Source organism: Streptomyces sp. NBC_00461 (assembly GCF_036013935.1).
In the GTDB taxonomy this organism is placed as follows: Bacteria; Actinomycetota; Actinomycetes; order Streptomycetales; family Streptomycetaceae; genus Streptomyces.
Window position 1 is genome coordinate 898726 of sequence record NZ_CP107902.1, and the last position, 23706, is coordinate 922431.

Genomic DNA, 23706 nt, shown 5'->3' on the forward strand with positions numbered 1-23706 from the left:
GATCAGCCTTTCCCGATCTGCGGCGGCAGTGCGGCGATGAGCGGGTGGTCACGCTCGATAAGCCCGAGCTTGGCGGCGCCGCCGGGTGAGCCAAGGGCGTCGAAGAACTCGATATTTGCCCGGGTGTAGACCTGCCACTCCGGCGGGACGTCCTCCTCGTAGAAGATCGCCTCGACCGGGCAGACCGGCTCGCAGGCCCCACAGTCCACGCATTCGTCCGGATGAATGTACAGAGAACGCTGCCCCTCGTAGATGCAGTCGACGGGGCACTCCTCGACGCACGCCTTGTCTTTCACGTCGACGCAAGGCTCGGCGATCACGTAGGTCACGATGCGCTCCTGAAGCCACCGAGAGGTTTCTCCAAATAGTACATGTAATAATCGTGAGCGGGGGCTGAGAGGAGCATCGCGCCGTGGCATCGTCATCCGAGATCTATATAGAGGCGACAGAAACCGACCCGGCCGTCCGGGCCCAGGTAGCGATCCGTGCCGTGCACCAACGGCTGCGGATGGGGCTCGCCGCCTTCGGTGAAGCCGAACCGGTCGCCGGCTCACAGAGCGTCGTGCACGCGGCCCTGGTGGATTTCTGCACCGGTGAGCTGCGCCATCATCTGGCCGCCGCCGACCAGACGCTCTTCGCGGCCGCCTCCGGTGCGGCCGAGACACGCCTGCTGGCCCGCGCCCTGCGCACCACGACCGCAGCCCTCGATGCGCACATCGACGCGCTCGCCGCCACCGACCACACCGCCACCGGGATGGCGATCGCCCAGGTGATCGAGGCGGTCCTGGACGTCCATCTGGCGACCGAGGAGACGGTCCTGCTGCCCGCGCTGGCAGCCCTGCCCGGCGCCAATCTGCCCGCCCTCGTCACGGACATGCTGACCCTGCTCGCGGGCGGCGAACTCGACCATCCGCCGGTCCTCGACGTCCGTGAGATCCCGCACGGCCAACGGCACCCGCGGATCTTCGCGCGCTACGGCCGCCTGGACCCCGGCGAGAGCTTCGTCCTGGTCAACAACCACGACCCCAAGCCCCTGCGCCGGGAGTTCGAGGCCACCCACCCGGGCACCCACACCTGGGACTACATCGAATCCGGCCCGGAGATCTGGCGTGTGCGGATCGGAATGGCGGCCGTCGGTGCCTGACACCCCACCTCCCGGCATCCCCGGGGCGATCGACGCGGATGTTGCCGTGCCCTCGCCGGGGTCCGCCTCCGCGCCGACGCCGCGGCTGCTGTGTGACGTCCATGCCCTCGGCGGGGCCGATCCGGCGACGGCGGGTGCCGTGTGGAAGCTCACCGAGTCCGGCCGCCAACTCGACGCCAACCTCGTGCACCTGCCAGCTCACCAGAGCGTCGAGACCCACGCCGAGCCCGACCTCGACGTACTCCTGCTCGTCGTCGCCGGGCACGGCATCCTCGGCACCAGCGACCGGACCGAACCCCTCACAGGGGGCGCGCTGTTCTGGCTTCCCCACGGCTCGACCCGCCGCATCACCGCAAGTGCGGATGGCCTGTCCTACCTCACCGTTCACCGCCGACGCCCCGGCATGCAGATCCGGTCCCGCCCCGCAACGGACATCTGATCGCCGGCGCATCTCCACCGGTGCCCCGTCCGGCAACTCGAGGTGCGCAGTCCGCAGCAGTGGAGCGGTATACACCTACTCGGTCGGCCTCAGCTAAGCAGTCCCGGTCGTGTCGATGGCAGTCGAGGCGGTCGCGGTCGGGCCGGCCGGGCCGGGCTGCCAGCGCGAGGCGAGGGTGGAGAGCTCGGCGCCAGGCACGGCCCCGAGCGTAGGCAGGAGAATGGCCTGTTCCACGGTCAGATGGGTCGCAGGACCGCCTTAATGTGCTGAGTGAGGGTGGCCACGGTGCCTGCGTCATGGGGGTGGGGCCAAGCATCGATTTTCTCGTCGAGGTCGCCCGAGAGGGCCCGCAGCGTCCGGACCAGTAGGCGGTTGGTAGAGCTCGGCCCACTACAGTCCATGGTCAACGCGGCCCGAGCGCCGGAATGTCCCGCCTTCGCCCGCTCCGATGATGCCTGTGGAGGCCCCACCTCGCCGATCAGCCGGGCCCCTACGAGCCGACCTTGCAAGGTTCCGGCGTCGTCAGAGGCTTGCTGTACCGGTCAGATATCGGTCAGCCATTCCGCGAGTACGGCCGCCTGACTGTGATCCACGTCCTTGGTGGCGGTGAGGAGCGTGAGCTTGTCGTGGGCGGCAAGGTCACGCAGATGCTCGGCGGCCTGCCGGTGTCCGTCATCCTTCAACTCCGACAGGTAGCGGCGGCGGAACTCAGCGAAGCGGCTGGGCTCATGGCCGTACCAGCGACGCAGGTCGGTCGAAGGGGCGACGTCGCGCAGCCACTCGTTCAAGTGTGCGTCGTCCTTGCGCATGCCTCGTGGCCAGACACGGTCGACAAGGACCCGCTTGCCGTCATTGGGCGAGGTCTCTTCGTAAACTCGGCGGTAGGTGATCTGCTCGGCCATGACGGCACCTTCCAGATCGATCAGCCAGTCCGGCCCGCAACCGTGAGCGGGCCGGTACCTGCCCCGTGCAAGGGATGTTTCTGACTCACTCATTTTATCGGGGGTTGCCCTTGCCGGGGATCCTGAGGCGAGCCAGCCGGGCTGTCACCGCGACCCATTCGACAGACGGTGTGAGGAGGAGCATGAGCACGCACGGCAACCGCCCGACGCCGCAGGCCCGCCACTTCCCCTTGGCGACAGCTCCCCGACTGGATTCCGTGCGCGAACTGGACAAGACGGTGAGCACCTGTCGGGCCTGCCCGCGGTTGGTGGCCTGGAGGGAGGAGGTCGCCCGCGTCAAGCGCAGGTCCTTCCGGGACTGGGATTACTGGGCCAGGCCCGTGCCAGGCTTCGGCCCGCCGGACGCACCGCTGGCAATCATCGGACTGGCTCCAGCCGCACACGGCGGCAACCGCACCGGACGCATCTTCACCGGCGACCCGTCCGGCGATGCCCTTTACGCCGCCCTGCACGACCTCGGCCTGGCCTCCCAGCCAGTTGCCACACACCGCGACGACGGGATGAAACTGTACGGCGTGCGGATCACAGTGCCGGTGCACTGCGCACCGCCCGACAACCGCCCCACCACCACAGAGCGCGACACCTGCCGGCCATGGCTCGCCCAGGAGCTCGAACTCCTGCGCCCGACCCTGCGCGCAATCGTGGTACTCGGCGGCTTCGCCTGGCAGGCACTGCTCCCGGTACTCACCGCCACCGGCTGGCAGGTTCCCCGCCCACGCCCAGCCTTCGGGCACGGCGCACACGCGCAACTCGTCGACGCCCGAAGTGGACGGGTGTTGCACCTGATCGGCGGCTACCACCCGAGCCAGCGCAACATGTCCACCCGCACCCTGACCCCCGCCATGCTCCGCGACGTCCTGCACCGCGGTGCCGACCTTGCCGACCTGCCGGTCGGCGATCCTCCTGGGTGACCTGTCGTTGACCAGCTCTCCCCCGGCGGGAACGACGACGTGTGTCAAAGGCGGGATCCGTCTCTGTTCCTTCGCTGCCGCTTTTGACCCCACGCGCGGGCGTCGGCCCACAATGGTCATCGGCAGGCTGCGTCGCCGTAAGCGGTGGTCCGTCCCGGCGACGTGCCGTTCGCGGCGGGGTCGGCCATCATTGGGCGACTCTGTCGGGAATCTTGCGATCCGGGGTCACTTGCCTTGCCGCCACCACAGGGGGGGCAGGCTGCGTGCGTCGAGGTACTGCTGGAACGCCGTGGGAGGGCGGGCCCGGTAGGAGTGGCTGACGGGCTCTTGGCGGCTCAGCCGCTCGACGTTGATCGCGAGCGCGGTCAGGACGTGCTGGACGTGCGTCTTGGCCAGGCCGCGGTAGCGGCACCGGCGTCCTCGATGACCGTGCGTGAACTCCTCGATGGTGCCTTCGGCCCCGGAGCGCAGCCCGTAGAGTCTGCGTCCTGCTGATCGGCGCGATTCTTGGCCTCGAGTTCGTGCAGGCGGCGGGGCGGGAAGTACGGGCTGCGTAACGGGCCCGGGGTACACGCGGCTGTTCTCCCGGCCGAAGCCATCCTCGGCCCGGTGCTACGGCGAGGTGCTGGAGGGAAGCGGCCCGACCAGGTGACGCGGTGGAGGCGGGCGGCGGCGTCCGTGCCGGCGACGTAGATGTAGCCGCCGTCGAACAGGTGCTACCCGGGCAGCAGGCGAAGCCTCCTGAGGCGGGCATGGATGCCGGGCAGCGCCTGGCTGTCCGCGCTGGAGACGACGGTGGCCACGTCGGTGATGACGTTGATTTGCTTGTCGTCGCAGGTCTCGGTCACGTGGACGACCGCGTTGCAACAGGTAACCGGGGGTCGGGTCGGACGTCGTGGACGGGATCGAGTGCCTGATCGTGATCCGGTCGGGGCCGACGCGGACTTCCTTGACCACTGCGCGCAGGATGCGTTGACGCTCGAGGACCGAGGCGGTCCGCGCGCTTTCGCGTAGCCGGTCCAAGAACCCTTCGAGGTTCTCGGCGAGTTTGAGGTATGCCTGCTGGTCGACAAGCTGAGCGGCCAGAGACTTCAGGTGGTTGTGCAGGATCTGCCGTTGAGATCGGAGCCGGGGCACCCGCTCGCGGAGCTCGTCCAGGGTGACCAGCTCTTCCTGGTAGGCCCCGACCAGCCGGGCGATCGCCGCGTCGAGCACTGCGATCTCCTGGTGCAGACGCTCCTTGCGGGCCTGGAACGGGGCGGCGTCGCGCATGCGCGCCAGGCGGCGTTCCAGTTCGGCGCGGACCAGTTCCGGGTCCGACAGCAGGGTAAGTACGTGCTGCCAGACGAGTTCCTCCAGGTCATCGGCCCGTAGCGGGCGGCTGGTGCAGATCTTGATGGCCCCGGGGAGTTCCCAGCCGTTGGTGCCCGGACAACGGTAGTAGCGGTACTTCTTCGGGCCGGGCCCCTGCGAGGTCCGGCTGTAGGCGTACCCGCACACGTCGCAGATCAGCAGCCCCTGCAGGAGCACGGGCACCTTGGTGTTGCGCGGGGAAAACTTCGCGTTCTCCGCCAGCCGGCGCTCCACCAGGATGAAGAGCTCCTCGCTGACCAGTGCGGGACCCGGGACCTCGATCCACTCCTCGCGCGGCGTCGCGGTGACCCCGGCCTGCGGAGAGATGCCCCGTCCGGCCAGCCGTGAGGTCCGGTTGGGGCGGGGCGCGTCCGGCACGGTCCGGCTCTTCCCAAAGCACGCTCGCCCCACTTAGGCAGGATTACGGAGCATCCGCCCCAAGGTGCCGGCATCCCACTGCGGGTTGCCCTGCGGCGAGGGGATCTGGTCCTTCGACAGCTCGCGGGCAAGCGCCTGCATCGAGATCCCTCCGGCCGCGTACCGGTGAAAGATCCGTGCCACCACCCGGGCCTCGGCCTCGACAACCGCGTAGGCGGCTGTCCGGTGCTCCGCGCGGGAGAGGTAGCGGTAACCGTACGGTGCCCGGCCCAGGAGGCTGGTCTCGCCGTTCCTCGCCCGGTGCAGCTTGCCGCGCCGGGTGCGCTCGGATATCTGGGCCCGCTCGTACTCGGCGATCATGCCCTGGAACTGCACCATCAGGGACTCTTCCGCGGTGGTGGCCACCGGATTGTGGATGAACACCAGGTCGGTGCCGTTCTTGGTGAACTCCTCGATCAGCAGCACCTGGTGGGCATAGTTGCGGGCCAGACGGTCCGGCGACAGACAGACCACCCGCTCCACGAGCCGTTGGGTGCTCAGGTCCCGCAGCCGCTCCAGGGCCGGACGCACCAGAGCCGACCCCGACCATCCGTCGTCCGTGAAGACCCACTCCGCAGGGATCTCCCACCCCTGCTCCTGAGCGTGTTCATGCAGGCAGGCGACCTGGCTGTCGATCGTCTCGTGCTGTTTCTGCCGGGTCGAGGACACACGGGCGTAAAGCGCTGCATGGATCATGGCCATCACCTTGGGGGCCGGGGCGAACGGCTCGTCCCCAGACGGGGACGAGAACCTGGTAGGCGGCGGCGAGCTCCACCGCGCCCAGCCGGTCGAAGACGAACTCGACCGTGACCTCGGGGTGGTCCATCAACACTCCAGGCCGACGGTGGACTCACCGCACACGGCCGGAATCGGGTGGACATCGTCGCGACCACCGCCTGCGCTTCGACCGTATCGCCGGGATCCTCACCCGTCTGCGCCCCGGAGTGATCGAGTCCTGAGGTCCGCGGTCACACCCGCGGTGACCTGAAACTCGAAGTTACCTTTTGCGTTGTAGGAGTCTGCGCGAGGTAGTCGGTCCAGCGGGTATCGCGGCGCCGCGTCCAGCGGGCCTCGGTCTCGTACGGCGACGCGATTTGCACCCGGGAGGGCGGCTGGCCGTCGCGCTTGGTGCGCGGCCGGAACTGTCCGCGCCCGTCCGCAGGGAAGCGCTGCACCAGGAGTGTTCGGAGTACCTGGGCCTGCGCCGGAACGGCGCCGGCGGGGAAGCGTGCGTCAAGTCGCTGAAGCAGTTCGCGGGCGTCGGCGCCCACCTGCTCGAGCCTGGCGACGGGGTAGCTGGGATGGGAGCACAGGCGCACCTGCCGCCCGTAACGTTCGGCCCGCTCGGCGGTGACCAGCTCATCCAGCAGTTCCGGCGTGTCTCGGGCCACATCCTCCAGGACGGCGCGCACCGCCTCGGACACCAGCTCCAGTCGGGTCAACTTCCGCGCGGCGGACGGGACGTAGGTGGAGTCGGTGCGCTGCTTGCCGCGCCCCTTGAGCAGGACGGCCCGCCGGATCCGCGTGAGCGCGAGGCCCAGCAGCCGGTCGGCTAGGTCGCCTTCGGCGAGCCGGTGGTGAAAGTCGGACAGGAGGCTGTGGTGGAAGCCGGAGTCTTCGGGTTCCAGTCCGTTAAAGGGCGTGCAGATCTTTAACTCGTCTTTTTGACCTTGGTTTGGGTGGGGTTGGAAGCGAGGAAGGTCGTGACGTCTGCTGGTGTGCGGAGGCGGGCTGTTGAGGTGTTGATGTGGTGGCCGTGTGCTTCCAGGAGTGGGCTGACCTCCTGTTTCGCGCGGCTGATGGTCATGGCGGTGACGCCGAAGAGTTGGCCGAGGAGGTCCATGGTGGCGAGTTTGCGCAGGTGGAGCACGGTGGCCAGGATTTGGTCGGCTGAGGTCAGCTTGGCTTTGGCGCCCGCGCCAGGGGCGACCATGCGCTCGTGACCACGGCGGGTGTGGAGCACTCGCTCGTGTTGAACCTGCAGCGCGGGAGTCAGTGCGTCGATGAGGTCGGTGAGCTGTTGGCGGGTCATCCCAGTCAGTTCAGGGTCCTGCAGCGACTGCTGGGTAAGGCGATCCGGTCCGTCCGTCGGGGCCTGGTTTGACGTGGTGTTGGTCGCTGACGGGTCCGGCGGGTGCTGGGGGTGGAGGGTGTAGTTCCAGTCGCCGTGGAAGCGGTGCCGGGTGATCGGGAGGGTGGCGATCTCGCCGTCGCTGACCTGGATGCCGGTGGGGTACGGGTTGGTGTCGAGTTCGGCGTGCACCGTCAGGCCGGTCTTGGTGGTGGTGGCCGCGATGCTCTCGATAATGACTTCGTGGCTGGTCAGGGGCCTGCCTCGCCAGTTCATGGTGATGTGGGAGAACAGCCGGTGCTCGATCCGGTTCCACTTCGACGTGCCGGGAGGCAGGTGGCAGACGGTGATGGTCAGGCCGGACTCAGCGGCGAACTGGGCGAGTTCGGTCTTCCAGGTGCGGGTGCGATACCCGTTGGAGCCGCCCGCGTCGGCGGTGATCAGCAGTCGTTCGGCCGTCGGATAGGTGGCCCGGCCGGCTCCGTTCCACCAGCGGCGGATCGACTCGACGGCGAACGCGGCGGTGTCGTGGTCGGTGCCCACGTTGACCCAGCCGGTGTTCGCGGCGACATCGTAGATGCCGTAGGGCACCGCTCTGCCCAGCTCGCGATCGGGGAAGTCGTGGGTGTCGACCCGCACCGGCTCGCCTCTCGGCTCCCATTCACGGCCGTTGTTCTTGAACGGGCCGACCAGCTCCTTCTTCTTCGTGTCCACACTGATCACTGGTGCCTCGCAGTCCTGGTGGTCGCGGGCCGGCTCGTTGAGGTAGTGGAACTGTGCGTCCCGGTCGGGGTGCTGCTTGCCTTCGAGGGTCTTGGCGTTGCTCTGCAGACTGAAGCCCTCCTCGCGAGGTCGCCCACCGTATCCGCACAGATCCGGTGGCCCTGCCGGGTCAGCTGTTCGGCGAGCTTGCGGGTGGACTTGGTGGTCCAGCGCAGCGGCGACATGGGATCCCCGCGGACGCCGGGCTCGACCAATGCAAGGAGAGCCTCCCGGACAGCTGGGTTCAGGTCGGCGACGCGTTTGCGGCCACCGCCGGGCCGGCGGATGCGTCCCAACGGGGCCTCTCTTGAGCCGAGTTCCCGCACTCCGGCAGACACAGTGCCCTCACGGACACCGGCGGCACGGGCGACCGCTCTGATCCCGCCGTGGCCGAGGGACTGGGCCTCCGCCCCTATCACCAGGCGGCGCTGCCGCTCGTCCAGGTGCGGCAGAATCGCCCCGAACTTGGCTGCCAGCATCGCCCGTTGCTCTTCCAACCCGCTCATGTCAGACCAACGAACCACCGACCAGAAAGCCACGAGTTAAAGATCTGCACGCCCTAAAAGCACCGACGATCGCACCTCCCGAAGGCGCTGCCGCGGCGCCAGCGGAGGCGGCGATGACGAGCTGTCCTCCGGAGATCACCAGTCCCACGCCCGCTCCCGAGAGTGCTGCGCCGGCCGGGTAGTACCAGCTCGCTGCTCGTCCACGTACAGCGTCGATCTGCTGGAGGTCGAGGCGGCGAAGGTCGGCCAGTGATGCAACGTCGTGTCCGCGCTTCTTGTGGCGCGCCACCACCCGCTGAGAGGAGAGTCCCGCTCGCGAGACCCGTCCCACCGTCTTCCGTATGGACTGAGAAGCCGCGCCGCTCCAGTCCGGGAGGGCGTCGGCGGCTCCGCGAGCTCCGGCGCTGACCTTGTGAGCTCCCTTACGAGCTCGTGCATGGTTGGCGGTGGCGCGTCGAGGACCGAGATCGTTGATCATGGTCTGCGTGGTGGGGAACCGGGCACGTGCAGCGATCATGCAAAGCCAGCGGATCACGGGGCTAACGCCCGGAGTGATCGCCGAATTCGTCGCTGAGATCGGTCCGTTGTGGCACGAGCGGCACCAAGCTGGTCTCGCGTCGCGTCCCCGTAGCCGAGCCGTGGGCGCCGGGGCAAAACACAAACTGGTCTTCGTCGATCGGCTGTTGGCCACCCTCGTCCATCTTCGTCATGGCGCCACCCACGATGTGCTGGCCTGCTGGTTCGGTGTCGACCGCTCCACCATCACGCGCGCAATCGGTGAAGTACGGCCGCTGTTGGCGATGCGCGGCTGCACCGTCGCCCCAGACGTTCGGCTGCGCACGCTCGCCGAAGTCGTCGACCATCTCGCTGCGAGCGGGCAGAGCGGGATCATGGACGGCACCGAAATCCGAGTCCGCCGCCCGGCCGCCGGGCGCAAGGACCGGGAGAAGTTCATCTCCGGTAAGAACAAGCAGAACGCCGTCAAGTCCATGGTCGTCACAGACGCCGACGGCAGGCTGCTTTTCTGCAGCCCGGCCGAGCCAGCCAGCTGTGCCGACATCACCCATGCCCGGCAGTTAGGCCTGGTCAAGCTGCTTACAGACGAGCCCTTCGTGGAGATCCTGGCCGACGCCGGCTACCAGGGACTGGGAGCCCAGACGGGCGGACGCGTGGTCACACCACCGCACCGCAAGTTCAAGAAGAACGCCCCGGACTGGTACGAGGAAATGCATGAACGCCAACGCAAGGCCCACTCCTCCCGCCGTATCCGCGTCGAGCACGGCATCGCCCACCTCAAGAACTGGCGGGTCCTCGCCAGGCACCACGGCCGCCGCGAGCACATGACCTACATCATCCAAGCCGTCGCCGGACTGCTCTCCCACCAGCAAACCGCCACCCTGGCGACCGATTGCCACGTGTGAACACCAAGCGAAGCCGAACTCCGCGACGCGCCACCGCCAACCATGCACGAGCTCGTTAGGCAGGGGGCGGCGGCAGGTGGTGCAGGTGCCGGTCCAGCAGTTCAGCAGGTCCTGGATGGCGTCGAGGATCTGGTAGAGGGTGAGTCCGCTGTATCGGCTTTTGGGGCCAGGCGCTGTTCGGTGAGGAAGGCGTGGGCGGCGGTGACCAGGGTGACGTGGTGATGCCAACCGGTCCAGGAACGGCCCTCGAAGTGGTCCAGGCCGAGGCCGTGCTTGAGTTCCCGGTAGTCATGCTCGATGCGCCAGCGGATCTTGGCTGCCCGGCGCCTGAGGATCTCCTCGACCAGGTCCTCGACCAAGTCGCCCCCGACGACCCGGAGGACGACATCGCGCTGGTCGCCGCCAGGTACAACCGGGCCGGAGGCTAGGATTCCGCGGAGCCCAGCAGCGCCCAGCAGGGCCGATGGCGGGCTACGAGAGGGAGTCACTCATGGCAGCGGAGCAGCAGGAGAAGGCGCAGGACGAGACGGTGGAGCGGTTCGAGGTCACCCGGTTCATAGCGGCGCCCGCCACCCGGATATTCGGCCTGCTGTGCGATCCCGACGGGCATGTGGCGATCGACGCTTCCGGCATGCTCCAGGCCGCCGACGGCGAGCCCGTGCGGGCGGCCGGGGACTCGTTCGTCGTGCACATGGACCGCGAGGCGATGAACGACCTGCCGCTGGGCCGCTACGACGTCACCGTGGAGATCACCCGGTTCGAGCAGGACACGCTCATCGAGTGGACCCCGACGTCCCCCATGCTCCAGCCCGCCGTCAACCACCACTTCGGCTACCGCCTCCGCCCCACGGAGAACGGCACCACCGAGGTGACCACGTACTACGACTGGAGCCGCATCCACGAGCAGTACCGGGCTGCCGGGATCTTCCCCCTCCTCCAGGAGTTGTCCCTGCGGGCCACTCTGGGAATCCTCGCGCGGACGGTCGAGCAGCGCGTCTGACCGGTACCTGGTCTCCTAGGCCTCCTGCAGTCCTGCGACCGGGCGCCGCGGCATCGCCACGGCCGAAAGTGCGGTGTTCCATGGCGCAACTGGCCAAAGTGCCCTGGTGGAAGTACATCAGCCAGCCGCCACACAGCCCTCGTTGGGCCGCCACAGCCAGCGCAGAGCGTCCGGCAGCAGGACGCCGCCGTGGTTGGGGCTGTGTCCGCCGTCTCCCAGGACAAGGCGGAAGTCGTAGCCCGCTTCAGCGAGAGCGGCTGCCACGCGCAGGTTTTCGGCGAGCCAGTTCCACTGTGGCTCATTCCAGTGCAGGTCGCGGTGGCCGCCTTGCATGAAGATGCGCAGCGGCTTGCGGGGGACGCGGGAGATGAGGTCTGGGTAGGGGTTGCCGTCCGGCATCTGCGCGAAGCTGGACAGGTATCCGATGACGCGGCGGAACTTGTCCGGACGCAGCCACGCGGCGGTAAAGGCCCAGTTGCCGCCGCTGCTCCCGCCGCAGATGCCCCACCTTTCGGGCGACTGGGCGATGGTATAGCGCTCCGCAACCTGCGGGATGATCTCGGTGCGGGCTGGCACCCGCACGTGCCAACCGTTGGCTCGCCGGTCGCGTAACGCGGGCCGCGGCGGCCTCGGGGTTCATGCCTATGACGTCCGAGGCCGCCTTCACCGGTTGCCCCACCGGAGGGGCGCGGCCCGGTCCGCCGCCGGGCAGACAAACGGACTCGGGCCTCCGACACATGCACACGTCGTGTCACGAACAGAACGAACCCGACCCGGTGAGCGACACGGCCACGTCAACCCCGGAGCTCGTGGGGCCGACCGGCCGTCCCCACGAGGCTCAACCGCCCTGTCTCCGGGGGGAGATGGCCGAGCGCTCACGGTGGTCGATGCATGAACTAACTGCTATCGGACCGATACTGACCGTAACCTCCTTGGGGTTCGAGTGCACGATGGTGCCTCTGGTGCCAGGGGCGGGGAGCGGCGAGTACTACGACGCCGACTACTGGCGCGGCCAGCTGCTGCGCCACCACTTTGAACCCACCTACATGTGCGGTGACCGCGCGGATGCCCCCTGCTCGCCCCGGAACTCATCGGCCAGGTCCACCCGCACATCACCCGCTCCCACCACCCCGAGATCGGCACCGTCCCACTCCCCCGCCCACCCCTCGTGCAGGAACTGCGCCACCTCACCACCCTGCTGTAGGACGGCATCCGCCCGGCCGGCACCAGCCGGGCGCCGGGCGACCGCGAGGTGTCCTGGTTCACACGGCGCGCGGCCCCAACAGGGGAAAATACAAGGATGATTGATGGTTCATCAGTATGTGACCGCGAAGGGGACAGCGTCCCCGGGCCTCACCCACAGCCCATGGAGACGATCGTCCGGCTGAAGCCCCATGGAGCCTTCCGCCGAGAGGCAACCGCCCTTTGCACGTCACCGCGATACGGCCCCGGCAGGTCTCCCCCGTCCTGCCGGGGCCTTTCGCTGCCGCGGTCCTGCCTCGACCGGGTGCGCGGTTACCGGGCGAGGTGACCGTGATCGGCTCGTTCGGGCAGCGGCTGAGGGCCTCTGAGAGCGCGGCTTCCTCGACGGGGTCGACGGACAGCTGGTAGCGGGTCTTGTCGGCGACCCAGTCGGTGACGTACTGGCAGCGGTACGGCTGGTACGGCGGCAGCCACGTACTCGGATCCTGGTCCGACTTGGACCGGTTGCTCGCCGCGGACACTGCGATCAGTGCTCGGGCGTCGTCCTGGTCGTTGGTTATCTAGATGAATGAGTCCAAGGGGTGGTCGTTGCAGTCAGTGATCGTAGGCAGTGAGTGATCGCTTGATGGGCTGTCCAGTTTGGTCGTTGTGCCAGATCGCCGCTGTGAGTGCGAGGATCCGGCACAAGACCCGGGCTGACACCCCTTCCGGGCTCTTGTCGCCGTGTCAGGAATCCGGGGCGGTGCCCACTGCGGTGACTATGCGGCACGGTCATTTCGCAGGGCCTGGATGAGCCAGGGGTACACCGGGATCAGGTTCGGTACGACCTGCCAGCCGTTGACGATCCACACCAGCCGCCAGTATCGGTCCACCTGGGGATCGTGTGCCTCATTGAACTGCTGGGCCATCCAGTGCCGGAATTCCGTGTCAGGGGTGCGCGCGAGCACCTCGGCGAAGCGGTCCACGAGGTCGTCGATGATGGTTGCGCCCCTGTCGCTGAGCGGGTCGATGCCCGACTCCATGGCTTCGGCCACCTTCTGACGGGTGAACTCCATCAGTTCCTCGCCGGCATCGCTCTCGATGTCGAGCGGGCGCCCGGCGGCCTGGCACCTGGCCGTCCGGCGCATCCGGGCCCGGAAGTCCTCGTCGCCGACCAGTTCGGCGAGTTCCACCCACGCGGCGACCTGCTCGCTGGACGGATCATCGGGGAGGTCGGGAGTGGCAGCGCGAACCATGGCCACCGCGGCCGGGTCGGCATCCACTGTACCGAAGGTGCCATCTATGAAATCGTCGATCAAACGTCGGCGTTCCTCGCCGGACAACTGCGTGAGCCTGTGCATGAGCTTGGTCTCCTCGGGACTGGACCCGCGTCTGGCCACGACTCGCAGAACGCTCCGACGCAATTGCAGCACCCGGATCTGGACGTCCATGGCGTCGGCGTGCGCCGCGGCGACTTCCGCCACCGAGAGCTCGCGGTCCAGTACCCGTTGAATCGTGGCCAGGTCCATGCCCAGCTCGCGCAGTGTGCGGAGGAGTTCCAGACGAAGCAGTGCGTCGAGGTCGTAGAGCCGATAACCGGCGGGACTACGGGTGGTCGGCGCTACCACCCCCGAATCGGAGTAGAACCGGATGGTCCTCACAGACAAGCCGGTCCGCCGGGAAAGCTCCCCGATCGAGTAGAGGGTCGTAACGTCCATGTCCCCCACTCTGTTGTCTCCAGTCACTGGAGACTCAAGGCCATTCCCCAGCTGGGCCCCGACCGAGACCTCCTCCGAGGTACTGAAGCATGCGTCGCGTGCTCTCCGCTGACCGCCAGGATGAAACGGGCACGCCTTGCACGCGCTGGGCGAGCGAGGGCAGCGACATGCGGCACCGCTCTGCAGGTTCCGCGTTCAGATGTCACACGGCGGCTTCATGAGCTGCGGTTTCGTCTGAATCCGCGCTCCGTGTCATCTTGATCGTTCCGGCTTTCGTGTCATTTCCCTGCGCGGTGGCTTGAGAGCCCGTCCGTGAACTGCACTGGTGGGGGTGCTGAGGTGACGCGGGAGACTGCCATCACAGCTGACCACCTGGATCTGGTGGCAAGTGGGCAGTTCCCGCGCGACCCGGAGGAACTGGTAGGGACGGATCGGGCGTCCAGATGTGCATGGACCAGGGATTCCGCCTCCGCGATGCAGCCGTCAAAGATCTCGACATCCTGACAGATGTTCACACCCGCACCCGGACTGCGTATTACGCCGCAGGCGGCGTGCCCGAGCGGGAGCTCGCCGATCCAGCCGCGCGGTCCAAGAGGCACGATGCCTGGGCACGGGTGCTGGCCACGTCGACGAGGACCACGCTGTGCGCGGAAGACCCGGGCGGGACCGTGGTCGGGTTGCTGACCGCTGGCCCACCGCATCACGACGATCTCGACGCCGCGAGGAAATACGAGCTCTACCAGATTGGAGTTCTGCCGAACACGTGGGGACACGGGGTAGGTGGGGCTCTTCACCGCGAGTTCATTGCGCGGGCGGCGGCCACCGGGTGCGACGAGGGTGTGCTGGAGTGCTGGGTGCCGAACACTCGCGCGCAGCGCTTCTATGCCCGACACGGCTGGAGGCCGGACGGCGCGCGTCGTCTGGGGCCGATGAACAACGACTACATCAGGCTTCGGCTCGCGATCGATCCCAACTACCAATGAGGGCCGCCCCCTCGGGTAGCTGTTTCACGGACGGGTTCTGAAGACGAGCGGCTCTCGTGGAACGTGGACTCCAGTTTCTCCTCGGCCTCCTTCAGCGCCTCACGCAACCGATCACGCTCGGCCTCGGTCTCCCGCAGCCGCACCATGCCTGCCTTGAGCCGCTCCCGCTCCGCGCGCAAGATTCTGAGTTCTGCCGTATGCGGCGCGCGGGGACGTGGCCATGTCTCGGTACGAGGTCGAGCAGGCGGTGAAGAGGGCCGTGCGGCATTCCCAGCCGGAGGGCTGACAGAGCTACTCCGGGTCGGGCCAGACGGCCAGCGCGCGGGCTTCGACCTCGTCGACCAGGGTGATACGGGTGCCGGGGATGGAGCCGTACTGGCCAACCACAAGGCAAACTTGCCGCGCGCGATGGCTTCGTCCGACCATCAGCCGTGGGCCACCGGGCCACCGTTGGCGCTGTGCGTGAGGTGGAAGCGCTCAGGGCTGTCCACGGCGCTTCCTCGCCCGGTGGGCCATCTCCTGGAACTCCTCAGGGCTGATGGGGTGCAGCTCCAGGCCCAGTTCGGCGGCTACTCCCCGAACGTCGGCGAGGATGCCCTCCAGCGTGTTGGGCATTCCCGGCGCTGGCTCCGCTGTGGCCCACCCGTGCTCCCAGCACAGATCAACCCAGCGGGGGCCGTCACCGAAGTCCGGGATGAGGATGTGGGAGCTGTCCTCGTCGTAGGCGGCACACGGCGGGAGCGGTGCCTGCTGATGCGCTTCCTCACCTCGATGTCCGGCGGCGATGGTGGCGCGTGGGGCAGCGTCACTGGGTCGACGCCGTGCCGCCGGAAGAGTTCCGCCAAGGTCATGCGCTCGCGGGCCACGCCGCCTCCTGGTGACCTCGGGGATTGCAGATTGCCACCGTGATCATAGAATCGAACACGTGAACGATCCAGTCCCGTCGCGACTCGCACTGCTCCGCTTCCTGGAGCGCGTGCAGGAACGGGACCTCGCCCGCACCCGCCGCTGGATCGCCGACGAAGAGCGCCGCGAGGGCGAGCGGCAGCACGGCATCCAGGCCCGCCCTCCCGCGCCGGAGTGGCTGATCGAACTCGGACTCAACCGGCACACCCCACCCGTGTACGTGCACGCCGGGGACTGCTGGAACGCCGGCAAACGCAGCCGGGCCATCAGCCGGGACCAGGCCCGCCGGGCGCTCGCCGACGGGGTCAAGGCGTGCCCGCAGTGCCAGCCCGATACGGCCCTGGGCATGCTGGACTAGGCACTGCGCGGCCTGCGCGCCGTCTTCTTCGCGGCAGCCTTCTTCGTGGTCTTCGCCGCTGCCTTCTTGGCCGGCTGCTTCTTCGCTGTGGCCTTCTTGGCAGCGGCCTTCTTCTTCAGCAGTTCGTGCACGTCGGCGTCCTCGCCGCGGGACGCCTTGGCCTGCTGGACGGACTCGTTGAGGGCGACCATGAGGTCGAGCACCTTGCCCGGTTCCGGGGGCTCCGGCGAGGCGGGCAGCTCGCGGTGTTCCCGCTTCGCTTCGATGATCTTCGCCATGGTGCCGGTGTAGGCGTCCTCGAACTCCGGTCCTGTCAGATCGTCGCGGCTGAGGGTCTCCGTCAGCGCGAGCGCGCCCTCGATCTCTGCATCCGACACCTCGGTCGGCGGCGGCAGCTCGGCGGGGTCGCGGATCTCGTCAGGCCAGCGCATCGCGTGCAGCACGATCACGTCGTCCTTCACCCGCAGTAGGCCCAGCCGTTCCCGCCCCGACCAGGCGTACTTCGCCACCGCCACTTTCAATGACCGGCCCAACGCCTGCACCAGCAGCTTGTAGGGCTTCGCCGCGACCTGCCCGGCCGGCGCCAAGTAGTAGCCCTCGGCGATCCGGATCAGGTCGATGCTGTCGAGCGGCACGAAGGCTTCGATCTCAATGGCTTTCGCCGTCGGTAGCGGGAGCTCCCGCAGATCGGCGTCGCTGATGGCGACGACCTGGTCCTTGGCGTACTCGTAGCCCTTGCCGATCTCCGACTGAGTGACCTCGCGGTCCTCCAGCTCGCACACCTTCTTCACTCGCACCCGGCTCATGTCCTCCAGGTGGTACTGGTGGAAGCGGACCGCGTGGTCCTCGGTGGCGCTCTGGACACTGACCGGCACGGGCATGTTAACCGAACTAACCCTTGAGTATTCGCAGGTCAGCGGCCTCTTCGGCTAGCTTCCCGGGATGTTTCAAGGCGACCTCCCCGAGAGGGACTTGACCGCGTTACTCCTGCCCGAGATCGGCAGACTGCACGAGACCGGAGAGCGGTGGACGCCGTACCAGTTACTGGGCTCCAGCGGTGCCGTTGTCGAGCCCGTCCAGGTCTTCTTCACCGAGCTTCAGGCCGAGGACAAACCTGCCTCCACGATCCGCTCCTACGGCATGGACCTGCTGCGCTGGTGGCGGTTCCTGTGGGCACTCGACATTGAGTGGAATCGGGCGACGCGCACAGATGCACGGGACTTCTCCCGGTGGATGCAGGTCGCGAACAAGCCGCAGCGCCTGCACTGGCGGCATCGCAGGGCTGGCTACACCGCCGAGACGGCCCCGCAAACGGTGCGTAAGAAGATCGCGGGTACGCCGAACGCGATCACCGGCAAGCCCTCGCCCGGCCCGCGGTACGCGGCGCGGACGCGGGCCCACTGCGAAACGGTGCTCCGCACCTTCTACGACTTCCACCTGGCTGAGGGCACGGGACCAATCATTAACCCGTTCCCGCTGGGCCGCTCCCGCGGCAGCGGTCGAGCTAATGCCCACCACTTGCCGGGCCAGCCTTTCCAGCGGGAACGGGGCGGCCGCTACCGGCCGACTGTCCCGAAGCGGGCTCCCCGGCGCATCCCCGATGAGATGTTCAACGCGCCGTTCGCCGCCCTGCGGCACCACCGGGACCGTGCTCTGCTGGCCTTTTTGGGTCTCCAATGCGGCCCGGGCCGAGGAACTCCTCACTAGCCGGCAGCGTGATGCTCTGCCCGGCGAGCAGCTGCTCGGCGTGGTGCGGAAGGGAACCCTCGCCTATCAGCAACTTCCTTGTTCTGCCGATGCGTTCGTCTGGCTGCGCCTCTACCAGGAGGAGAACCGTCGGGACGGTGTCCCGCAAGGTAAAGCCCTGCCGTTGTGGGGGACGCTGCGACGGCCGTGGCGGCCGTTGAAGTACGACGCGGCCCGGGCGATGTTCAACCGGGCGAACGGTCTGCTCGGGTCGAACTGGACGCTGCACGACCTGCGCCACACCGCGGCCTACCGGATGGCCCGGGACCCGAAGGTGTCGCTGACGGACGTGCAATGGGTGCTCGCGCACGCGCACCTGTCCACCACGCAGATCTACCTGCAGGCGGGGGACGACGAGGTGATCGAGACCATCCGCGTCCATCACGCCCGGCGGAGCGCCGCAGCTCAGCGCCCCATCGTGCCGGCACCGGGCTACCGCCCAGAGAGCCTGCGCACCTTGTTCGGAGAGTCCCGGTGACGGCCCGCACCGAACAGGCCGTCGCCGGGCCCGCAACAAGGAACGCACGGCTGTTGGGCGAGCCCTCAAATCGGTCACGGAGCGGTTCCCGCCGCGGCCGGTGGCGGAGGTCTGGCCGGCCACACAGACGGGCATCGACGACATCGTCAACCGTCTGGAGTCCTCGCCGCTGCTGGAGGCGGTGCGGCACACCCAGTGGTGCCGGGTCACCGGCGCACGGCAGATCCTCGGCTGGCTCCAGCAGTTCCCCGGCGCCTCCTGGCAGCAGCGGTGGAACGCGAGTCCCGCAGCGGCATGAGGAATGGGACGCCTTCCTCGGCCACTTCGAGCCAAGCCGCAAGCGCCGTGACTTGCATGAAGCACCCCCGCAGTCCGGTACTACGATTCTTCGCCATGAAGACGGCACATCAGGTCGAGCGATTCCTTGTGGCTGTGCTCGACATGTGGGGGGCAGAGACAAGATCTTCACGCCCGATGTGATCATGCGGTCCGCCTGCCTCCGCATATCCGACCAGAACAGCATCGTCGGGTGGATGAAGGCATTCGGCGAAGTGCGCGTGGAGAGTGAATCCCCAGACGGCACTGCCCAGCTAGTCAGCATGACGCACCTGGGCCTTCTGCACGCCGCGGAGCTGCGCGAGCGGGCTCGGTCGAAGGCCAATCGCGACGTCCACCTCCACAACGTGCTCGTGCGCTTCGCCTACAACCACTCCCCGGCCGGTGCATCAGCGAAGCTTCAGCTGTTCGCCGCAGACGACGGCTGGTGGTTCGCCGGGACCGAGGTCACGTGGGACGAGGTCTTCGCCGCCGTGGACTTCCTGGAGCACGAAGGCCTCCTCGTGGTGGAACGCATCGCCGGCGACGAACGGATCCAACCGACCCACCTGGGCTCCAAGTTCGCCCTTTCCAAGGGGACTTTGAGGATGTTCATGAGCACTCAGCAGCCGCACTCGTCCAACGTGACCAACCACTACACCGACAGCATCGTCGTCCACGGCAGCGCACCCGGCAGCAATCTGGCCACGGGCGGCGGCAACACCCAGACCGTCAACCACGGCGTGGATACGGAGGCGCTCGCGTCGCTGATCACCCAGCTCCGTGAAGTCGTACCAACACTGGAGCTGTCGCAGGCGGACGCTGAGGACCTCACCGAAGAGATCGACACCCTCGCGGGAGAGGGAGCCGAGCCTGGCCGGGCTCGCAGGACTCTGCGTCGGGTCAGGCGCATCATGGTCCCTGCCGCCACCACCGTGCTTGCCGAGCAGGCGGTTCAGGCGGCCATCGCGGGTGGTACGACGCTGCTCGGCGGCTGACCCCTGTCGTCGGCGCGAGTGTGCTGGTCGCCCAGGACCTCACCCAGAAACTGCTGCCGCATGCGAACGCCGTCTGCATGCTGCCTGTGGGGTTCCAAAAGCCCGTTCCAAAAGCCCCGCACGGGCAGTGAGCTGGGCGTTCGCCACCTGTCTTCTTCAAGCGGTATTGCGGTACTCGTGGATGAGTCCGCCAAGGACGTTGTGGCAGTGGACGCGCTGAACGGGGAAGGGGCTGGCGTCGGGGTCGTCGGCGGGGGCGCGAAGCTGCAGTGCCCGGTGAGGCCTGCCGCTGTTGTAGTGCGCGGCATACTCGGTGAGCACGTGCCGGGCGTGCTGCTCGCTGTAGAGGGGTATCCGGGGGACTTTCTCTGCCTGGGTCCTCAGACCTGTCGGTGCTCAGCCTTGCCGAGCGCCGACAGCACGCGCGTTGGATTCCCGATCAGGTCGAGCAGGGCGCTGGTCCGACGCGCCCACCGAGCTGGATCGTCGCCCTCGGCGAACGCTGCGGTCGACTTGAACTGATCCCGGAGGTTGACCGGCAGACGGCCAGCCAGCGCCGCCGCGAGCTCACAGCCCAGGACAACTCGCGGCGAGGCCGGCCGCATGAAGCGGGCCGGCTTGCCGGTCGCCGGGACGGGGGCGTCGGAAGCGGTCTCGAGGGCCGCGACGGCCTCTCTCACCCAGTCGGCGTCCCAGGCATCCGGGAGCGGAACTGGGACCTGCTGAACGCCGGCGATCACTTCCCGCCCCAGCACCAGGGAGAGCCCGCCGGGGTCCTCGTGGTAGTTGAGGTAGCGGGCGACGTCGACGCCTGGAGGGCAGACCTCGTCGAGGACGACGTCGCCGACGAAGTCGCTGGGATCGATGCGCCAGCCCTCGCGAACCACGACGGACGGATTCAGATGGACTCGGTACAGGTAGAACTGGTTGCCCCGGTCGGCCTGGTCGCGGATCCGCCTGAACATGTTGTGAACCGCGGCCTCGTACGTGCCGATGTGGAGCGCCTTCGCCCGCTGGCGTGCGGCCCAGGCGGCGGCATGCTCGTCGCCGCCCATCATCATGCGGGTCTCGGGCGTGAGGACGGCGGCCGAATCGAAGTCCCTCGTCGGCCAGTCCGGCTGCGTGCTCGTGTGGTACCAGAAGACGGTCGCAACCCGGTCGTCGTCGAGCGCCGGGTCGTCGGGATCGACCGTCACCCGGGGCGCGTCCTCGTGCTCGCACGTCAGGCCGCAGCCGGGGCACCTCTCTCCGCCCTGCTCCCATCGGTCGATCCAGTCCAGGTCGACGACGAAGCGACGGCCGCAGCCGCCGCACAGCATCCGCCGGTCGCGCGAGAAGTCGATCAGTCGTTCCATGGCTCCATTCTCCGGGAGCGCTCCGCGGGGCCGGCCAGACCCGGCACATGTCGAGCGGACGACCTGTCGTCGTTAGTGCTCGCGCTCTAGAACGAAGCTCAAGAACGCTGGCTGACCAGGCCAAATGCGGCCCACGCAGATCGGACCATCATCTGATCATTTAAGGACATGTCCCCAGTGGCTAGCGCAAGTGACTAGTGATACCTCGCATACGATCCCCCTGTGAGCAGGCAAAACGCCGCATCGCCACCTGTTCACTGGCGCCGCGCTAGTGGCGGAACGCGCCGCCGCGGCTTGGGGGGCGTGAGTGTGGGGCTCTTCGCAAGGCTGGCGCCTCATGCCGAGGACATTTCAATGCAGGAGGGCTGCGACGGACGCGGGGAGAAGATCCCGCAGATCGGTGATCTGAACGTGGGCGGCATGGGTCGCGGTGAACTGGGCGACGGACATGTTCGCGTGCCGAAGACGGTGGTGAAGGTCCGCAGCGCCCCTGGGCTGCGGTCCAGGGCCCAGGCCGCGGTTGAAGTGCTGGTGGTCAGGAAGCGGCAGGGCTCGGGGCCGATCACGAACAGCTCTGACCGGCGGCCGGAGGTGTCGGCGGCGAGCATCACGAGATCCTTGAAGGTCTGGCGCTTGCGCATGGCGTCCGCGCCGCGCCAACGAGCGAGCTTCAACTCCGCGATGCGCTGGACTGTCTCCAGGTCGTACGGGCGGCTCGGGTCGTTGCCGGCGCCGAGGGAGGGGCGGACGGTGATGCGTTCTTCATCCCCGAGGATGTGGGGCAGTACGAGGAGGATGCCGCAGGCGTGGATCAAGTCGTTAATCCGGCCCAGGCTCTCGCGGACCGTGAGCGCTGAGGCAAGCAGCTCCGGCACGACGTGGCCGTCCTCCGCGATCCGCATGACACTCATCCCGTCGGCGCCCTCCAATCGATGCTCCAGCAAGGCCAGGGCCTGGGTGAGCGGCTGGCGGCTCAGGAAGTGGGCGAGGACCCCCACGGCGGTGCTCAGCCGCTCTGCTTCTTCACGGTCCTGGTGGCCTGAGGAAGTGTCCATGGCGGACTGGTCGAGCCAGGTTCGATGTGGTCCCGTTCGAACACGGCACGGGTGCGCGCACCCGTGCCGTCGGCGCTCGTGGTGTATCCGGCCAGCGCCTGCCCTCCCCGTATTGATCCCCCGGTGCCGGGTGTGTTGCGGGTCGGCTTCGGCCGCTTCTCCGGCGATCCTGCTGCGGCCGAGGCCGTTGGGTGCTGCTGCTTGCGCCAGGGAGCGGCGGGGTCGGCAAGTGTGTCCAGCATGAGCTGGCACCAGGTCAGTGCTGCGTTGTTAGAAGATCTCCACAGTCCGAGGGGATTGACAGGAGCAGCAGGCCGACACCCCAACCCCGGGCTTCCCACAAGAGCAGGCCATCGGGAGTACGAGCTACCTTCAGCCGAGGATCCGGCGCTCGGTCACAGCTGGTCCACGCACTCAGTGAATGAGCGGATCAGCAGGGCCCATGAAGCGCCACCGAGGAGACCCACGAAGCACACGGCCAGCGTTGGCCCGAGCAGCGCCTCGAGGATCTTGATAATCACGCCAACGGCGATTCCCGCGACCGCGAGCATGAGGGCTCTGTCGGCGTCACGCAGGCCCCGGTTCCATTCCACGACCCGGCGGATGGCGTCGGCACCCAGTGCACGCAGGTCGTCGATTAGCGCGTCGACGGTGGTCCCGACGTGGCGCGCATAGCAGTCAGCGAATTCCTCGATCGCCATCGAGCTCTCCATTTCCCTCGTTCTCGTAGATCGCCCGCCGCACGCCGCGGCTAGCCGACACCGCCGTCGACCTGCTCGAGCGCCTCGTGCGTCGCCCGGAGCATCTCCGTCAGCCGCATGTTCGAGGTGCGGTCGTAGGCGGCGAGAATCGAGGAGATCTCGGGTGCGACGTTCACTGTTGGATCGGCCAGTACCGAGCACACGGGAAACTCGAGAGAGCCCTCGTCAAACCCTTCGCGTACAGCATCGTCAAGCTGGCTGATGTACCCGTCGATGTTGTCGAGTGCGCCGCCGATCACGTCCGGGGTGGGGACACCGACAGGATCCATCTGGATCCCGCGCTGTGCGAGCGCGGCCGCAAAGTCCTCGGCAAAGGCCATGAGCATCCTCCTGAGTCGACAACGCCGGCGTTGTTCGAGGCGCCGACCAACCCCTAGTCAGATACCACCCTGGTGCAAGCAGCAACTCCCGGGGCAGATGAATCACCCCTTTGGCACTCGTGCCAGGTGATCAGGCTGAAGCCCATCCGGTGCAGCAGCCGGGCCACCCTGGAGATGCTGTAGGAGAGGTGGAATTGTCGCCCGATCAGCGTGCGCACCCTTGCGGCGGACCGCACATGGTCGTCCCTCCAGCCGTGCGCGGCCGGCCCTTCATCCAGCCAGACGGCGAGCTTGACCTGTAGGTCGGGGTCGAGCCGGCAGTCGTAGCCCGGGAGCCCCTGGGAACGCAGCGCTTCCCGCCCGCCGGACGCCCAGGCGCGGCGCCACTGGTAGAGCGACTTCTCGCTCACCCGTAACTCCCGGGCGATGCACGGGACTTTTACTTCCTCCTCGAAGAGGTCAGTGGCCCGCATGCGTACCTCTTCGCGGCGCCTGCGCTGCTCGGCAGTCAGCCGCCCCGTCCGGATGCCGCATACTTCCGGGCT

The 23706-nt window shown here is 67.8% G+C and carries 29 protein-coding genes and 4 pseudogenes; 12 read left to right on the top strand and 21 right to left on the bottom strand.

The annotated features are described in order from the left end of the window. Positions 1 to 2: 2 nt before the first annotated feature. A complete protein-coding gene (gene fdxA / locus OG870_RS04350; RefSeq protein WP_266524047.1) occupies positions 3 to 329 on the bottom strand; it encodes a ferredoxin in 327 nt (108 codons plus the stop codon). A gap of 83 nt (positions 330 to 412) precedes the next feature. Here fdxA and OG870_RS04355 point away from each other — a divergent pair, with 83 nt between their 5' ends. Beyond that, on the top strand, positions 413 to 1144 hold the full coding sequence (locus OG870_RS04355; RefSeq protein ID WP_266845620.1) for a DUF2249 domain-containing protein: 732 nt from the start codon (positions 413 to 415) through the stop codon (positions 1142 to 1144). Continuing rightward, on the top strand, positions 1137 to 1583 hold the full coding sequence (locus tag OG870_RS04360; protein WP_405626243.1) for a hypothetical protein: 447 nt from the start codon (positions 1137 to 1139) through the stop codon (positions 1581 to 1583). The genes OG870_RS04355 and OG870_RS04360 overlap by 8 nt, the downstream gene beginning before the upstream one ends. Positions 1584 to 2125: 542 nt before the next feature. Here the strand turns inward: OG870_RS04360 and OG870_RS04365 are convergent. Beyond that, positions 2126 to 2485, bottom strand: a complete 360-nt coding sequence (locus OG870_RS04365) for a DUF488 domain-containing protein (RefSeq protein ID WP_266524043.1) — start codon at positions 2483 to 2485, stop codon at positions 2126 to 2128. Between the two features lie 182 nt (positions 2486 to 2667). Here OG870_RS04365 and OG870_RS04370 point away from each other — a divergent pair, with 182 nt between their 5' ends. After that, positions 2668 to 3456, top strand: coding sequence for a uracil-DNA glycosylase (locus tag OG870_RS04370; RefSeq protein WP_266845622.1), 789 nt, complete (start codon positions 2668 to 2670; stop codon positions 3454 to 3456). 225 nt (positions 3457 to 3681) lie between these two features. On the opposite strand, the gene OG870_RS48055 is transcribed toward OG870_RS04370, so the two are convergent. From OG870_RS48055 to OG870_RS04390, 5 genes and pseudogenes are all read right to left on the bottom strand, one after another. Next, positions 3682 to 4029, bottom strand: a complete 348-nt coding sequence (locus OG870_RS48055; RefSeq protein WP_353963642.1) for a transposase — start codon at positions 4027 to 4029, stop codon at positions 3682 to 3684. A 39-nt stretch (positions 4030 to 4068) separates the two neighbouring features. Further along, positions 4069 to 5187 carry a recombinase zinc beta ribbon domain-containing protein gene (locus tag OG870_RS04375; RefSeq protein ID WP_266845624.1) on the bottom strand — a complete coding sequence of 373 codons (1119 nt, stop codon included), beginning with the start codon at positions 5185 to 5187 and terminating at the stop codon, positions 4069 to 4071. Between the two features lie 33 nt (positions 5188 to 5220). Then, positions 5221 to 5922 (bottom strand): recombinase family protein, encoded by a 702-nt coding sequence (locus OG870_RS04380; RefSeq protein WP_327690630.1) that lies wholly within the window; start codon positions 5920 to 5922, stop codon positions 5221 to 5223. A 272-nt stretch (positions 5923 to 6194) separates the two neighbouring features. After that, positions 6195 to 6668, bottom strand: coding sequence for a hypothetical protein (locus OG870_RS04385; protein ID WP_266524034.1), 474 nt, complete (start codon positions 6666 to 6668; stop codon positions 6195 to 6197). Positions 6669 to 6877: 209 nt separating this feature from the next. Continuing rightward, positions 6878 to 8565 (bottom strand): annotated as a pseudogene (locus OG870_RS04390) (ISAzo13 family transposase). Between the two features lie 476 nt (positions 8566 to 9041). On the opposite strand from OG870_RS04390, the gene OG870_RS04395 reads away from it, so the two are divergent. Beyond that, positions 9042 to 9986, top strand: coding sequence for a transposase (locus OG870_RS04395; RefSeq protein ID WP_266525737.1), 945 nt, complete (start codon positions 9042 to 9044; stop codon positions 9984 to 9986). Between the two features lie 101 nt (positions 9987 to 10087). Here OG870_RS04395 and OG870_RS04400 read toward each other — a convergent pair. Continuing rightward, positions 10088 to 10309, bottom strand: a pseudogene (locus tag OG870_RS04400) (IS701 family transposase); the annotation flags it as partial. Between OG870_RS04400 and OG870_RS04405 the strand changes: the two are divergent. Next, positions 10208 to 10414, top strand: coding sequence for a hypothetical protein (locus OG870_RS04405; RefSeq protein ID WP_266525918.1), 207 nt, complete (start codon positions 10208 to 10210; stop codon positions 10412 to 10414). The pseudogene OG870_RS04400 and the gene OG870_RS04405 sit on opposite strands and share 102 nt — an antisense overlap. A gap of 62 nt (positions 10415 to 10476) precedes the next feature. Continuing rightward, positions 10477 to 10986 (top strand): polyketide cyclase, encoded by a 510-nt coding sequence (locus OG870_RS04410; RefSeq protein ID WP_266524032.1) that lies wholly within the window; start codon positions 10477 to 10479, stop codon positions 10984 to 10986. A 117-nt stretch (positions 10987 to 11103) separates the two neighbouring features. Here OG870_RS04410 and OG870_RS04415 read toward each other — a convergent pair whose 3' ends face one another. From OG870_RS04415 to OG870_RS04430, 4 genes and pseudogenes are all read right to left on the bottom strand, one after another. Further along, positions 11104 to 11568, bottom strand: a complete 465-nt coding sequence (locus OG870_RS04415) for an alpha/beta hydrolase (protein ID WP_266845629.1) — start codon at positions 11566 to 11568, stop codon at positions 11104 to 11106. Between the two features lie 460 nt (positions 11569 to 12028). Then, a complete protein-coding gene (locus OG870_RS04420) occupies positions 12029 to 12172 on the bottom strand; it encodes a hypothetical protein (RefSeq protein WP_266524027.1) in 144 nt (47 codons plus the stop codon). Positions 12173 to 12783: 611 nt separating this feature from the next. Further along, a pseudogene (locus OG870_RS04425) lies at positions 12784 to 12915 on the bottom strand (IS982 family transposase); the annotation flags it as partial. 32 nt (positions 12916 to 12947) lie between these two features. Then, on the bottom strand, positions 12948 to 13886 hold the full coding sequence (locus OG870_RS04430; RefSeq protein ID WP_266524025.1) for a MerR family transcriptional regulator: 939 nt from the start codon (positions 13884 to 13886) through the stop codon (positions 12948 to 12950). 449 nt (positions 13887 to 14335) lie between these two features. Here OG870_RS04430 and OG870_RS04435 point away from each other — a divergent pair, with 449 nt between their 5' ends. Further along, positions 14336 to 14869 carry a GNAT family N-acetyltransferase gene (locus tag OG870_RS04435; protein WP_266524023.1) on the top strand — a complete coding sequence of 178 codons (534 nt, stop codon included), beginning with the start codon at positions 14336 to 14338 and terminating at the stop codon, positions 14867 to 14869. A gap of 477 nt (positions 14870 to 15346) precedes the next feature. Here the strand turns inward: OG870_RS04435 and OG870_RS04440 are convergent, their stop codons facing one another. After that, complete coding sequence (locus OG870_RS04440) at positions 15347 to 15484, bottom strand: hypothetical protein (protein ID WP_266524021.1); 138 nt, start codon at positions 15482 to 15484, stop codon at positions 15347 to 15349. Between the two features lie 310 nt (positions 15485 to 15794). Between OG870_RS04440 and OG870_RS04445 the strand changes: the two genes are divergently transcribed. Then, positions 15795 to 16133, top strand: coding sequence for a DUF6233 domain-containing protein (locus tag OG870_RS04445; RefSeq protein ID WP_266524019.1), 339 nt, complete (start codon positions 15795 to 15797; stop codon positions 16131 to 16133). On the opposite strand, the gene ku is transcribed toward OG870_RS04445, so the two are convergent. Then, positions 16130 to 17014 (bottom strand): non-homologous end joining protein Ku, encoded by an 885-nt coding sequence (gene ku, locus OG870_RS04450; protein ID WP_266524017.1) that lies wholly within the window; start codon positions 17012 to 17014, stop codon positions 16130 to 16132. The two genes, OG870_RS04445 and ku, sit on opposite strands and share 4 nt — an antisense overlap. A gap of 91 nt (positions 17015 to 17105) precedes the next feature. On the opposite strand from ku, the gene OG870_RS04455 reads away from it, so the two are divergent. The 4 genes from OG870_RS04455 to OG870_RS04470 all read left to right on the top strand — a co-directional run bounded on the left by OG870_RS04455 (position 17106) and on the right by OG870_RS04470 (position 19670). Continuing rightward, positions 17106 to 17840: a hypothetical protein gene (locus tag OG870_RS04455; RefSeq protein WP_266524015.1), complete on the top strand. Its 735-nt coding sequence runs from the start codon at positions 17106 to 17108 to the stop codon at positions 17838 to 17840. Positions 17841 to 17880: 40 nt separating this feature from the next. Next, a complete protein-coding gene (locus OG870_RS04460) occupies positions 17881 to 18357 on the top strand; it encodes a site-specific integrase (protein WP_327667724.1) in 477 nt (158 codons plus the stop codon). Between the two features lie 100 nt (positions 18358 to 18457). Beyond that, positions 18458 to 18655, top strand: coding sequence for a hypothetical protein (locus tag OG870_RS04465; RefSeq protein WP_266524011.1), 198 nt, complete (start codon positions 18458 to 18460; stop codon positions 18653 to 18655). A gap of 301 nt (positions 18656 to 18956) precedes the next feature. Beyond that, positions 18957 to 19670 (top strand): hypothetical protein, encoded by a 714-nt coding sequence (locus tag OG870_RS04470; protein ID WP_327690631.1) that lies wholly within the window; start codon positions 18957 to 18959, stop codon positions 19668 to 19670. 156 nt (positions 19671 to 19826) lie between these two features. Here the strand turns inward: OG870_RS04470 and OG870_RS04475 are convergent, their stop codons facing one another. From OG870_RS04475 to OG870_RS04505, 7 genes and pseudogenes are all read right to left on the bottom strand, one after another. After that, positions 19827 to 20054, bottom strand: coding sequence for an integrase core domain-containing protein (locus tag OG870_RS04475; RefSeq protein WP_327692289.1), 228 nt, complete (start codon positions 20052 to 20054; stop codon positions 19827 to 19829). Beyond that, positions 20051 to 21025: a hypothetical protein gene (locus OG870_RS04480; RefSeq protein ID WP_327690632.1), complete on the bottom strand. Its 975-nt coding sequence runs from the start codon at positions 21023 to 21025 to the stop codon at positions 20051 to 20053. Before OG870_RS04480 ends, OG870_RS04475 begins: the two co-directional genes overlap by 4 nt. 335 nt (positions 21026 to 21360) lie before the next feature. Next, entirely contained in the window at positions 21361 to 22080 is a 720-nt protein-coding gene (locus OG870_RS04485) for a PE-PGRS family protein (protein WP_327690633.1), read from the bottom strand. Then, complete coding sequence (locus OG870_RS04490) at positions 22032 to 22322, bottom strand: hypothetical protein (RefSeq protein WP_327690634.1); 291 nt, start codon at positions 22320 to 22322, stop codon at positions 22032 to 22034. Before OG870_RS04490 ends, OG870_RS04485 begins: the two co-directional genes overlap by 49 nt. Before the next feature lie 153 nt (positions 22323 to 22475). Beyond that, a complete protein-coding gene (locus OG870_RS04495; protein ID WP_266524003.1) occupies positions 22476 to 22781 on the bottom strand; it encodes a hypothetical protein in 306 nt (101 codons plus the stop codon). 50 nt (positions 22782 to 22831) lie between these two features. Beyond that, positions 22832 to 23161 (bottom strand): hypothetical protein, encoded by a 330-nt coding sequence (locus tag OG870_RS04500; RefSeq protein ID WP_266524001.1) that lies wholly within the window; start codon positions 23159 to 23161, stop codon positions 22832 to 22834. A 131-nt stretch (positions 23162 to 23292) separates the two neighbouring features. Next, a pseudogene (locus OG870_RS04505) lies at positions 23293 to 23695 on the bottom strand (winged helix-turn-helix domain-containing protein); the annotation flags it as partial. Positions 23696 to 23706 lie beyond the last annotated feature (11 nt).

Excerpts from the sequence above, each read along its gene's own strand:
- OG870_RS04365 (WP_266524043.1), bottom strand. The coding sequence starts at position 2,485 with ATGGCCGAGCAGATCACCTACCGCCGAGTTTACGAAGAGACCTCGCCC.
- OG870_RS04370 (WP_266845622.1), top strand. The coding sequence starts at position 2,668 with ATGAGCACGCACGGCAACCGCCCGACGCCGCAGGCCCGCCACTTCCCC.
- OG870_RS04380 (WP_327690630.1), bottom strand. The coding sequence starts at position 5,922 with ATGATCCATGCAGCGCTTTACGCCCGTGTGTCCTCGACCCGGCAGAAA.
- OG870_RS04395 (WP_266525737.1), top strand. The coding sequence starts at position 9,042 with ATGGTCTGCGTGGTGGGGAACCGGGCACGTGCAGCGATCATGCAAAGC.
- OG870_RS04405 (WP_266525918.1), top strand. The coding sequence starts at position 10,208 with ATGCCAACCGGTCCAGGAACGGCCCTCGAAGTGGTCCAGGCCGAGGCC.
- OG870_RS04410 (WP_266524032.1), top strand. The coding sequence starts at position 10,477 with ATGGCAGCGGAGCAGCAGGAGAAGGCGCAGGACGAGACGGTGGAGCGG.
- OG870_RS04430 (WP_266524025.1), bottom strand. The coding sequence starts at position 13,886 with ATGGACGTTACGACCCTCTACTCGATCGGGGAGCTTTCCCGGCGGACC.
- OG870_RS04435 (WP_266524023.1), top strand. The coding sequence starts at position 14,336 with ATGGACCAGGGATTCCGCCTCCGCGATGCAGCCGTCAAAGATCTCGAC.
- OG870_RS04440 (WP_266524021.1), bottom strand. The coding sequence starts at position 15,484 with ATGCCCAACACGCTGGAGGGCATCCTCGCCGACGTTCGGGGAGTAGCC.
- ku (WP_266524017.1), bottom strand. The coding sequence starts at position 17,014 with ATGCCCGTGCCGGTCAGTGTCCAGAGCGCCACCGAGGACCACGCGGTC.
- OG870_RS04470 (WP_327690631.1), top strand. The coding sequence starts at position 18,957 with ATGACGCACCTGGGCCTTCTGCACGCCGCGGAGCTGCGCGAGCGGGCT.
- OG870_RS04480 (WP_327690632.1), bottom strand. The coding sequence starts at position 21,025 with ATGGAACGACTGATCGACTTCTCGCGCGACCGGCGGATGCTGTGCGGC.
- OG870_RS04485 (WP_327690633.1), bottom strand. The coding sequence starts at position 22,080 with ATGGACACTTCCTCAGGCCACCAGGACCGTGAAGAAGCAGAGCGGCTG.
- OG870_RS04490 (WP_327690634.1), bottom strand. The coding sequence starts at position 22,322 with ATGCTGGACACACTTGCCGACCCCGCCGCTCCCTGGCGCAAGCAGCAG.
- OG870_RS04495 (WP_266524003.1), bottom strand. The coding sequence starts at position 22,781 with ATGGCGATCGAGGAATTCGCTGACTGCTATGCGCGCCACGTCGGGACC.
- OG870_RS04500 (WP_266524001.1), bottom strand. The coding sequence starts at position 23,161 with ATGGCCTTTGCCGAGGACTTTGCGGCCGCGCTCGCACAGCGCGGGATC.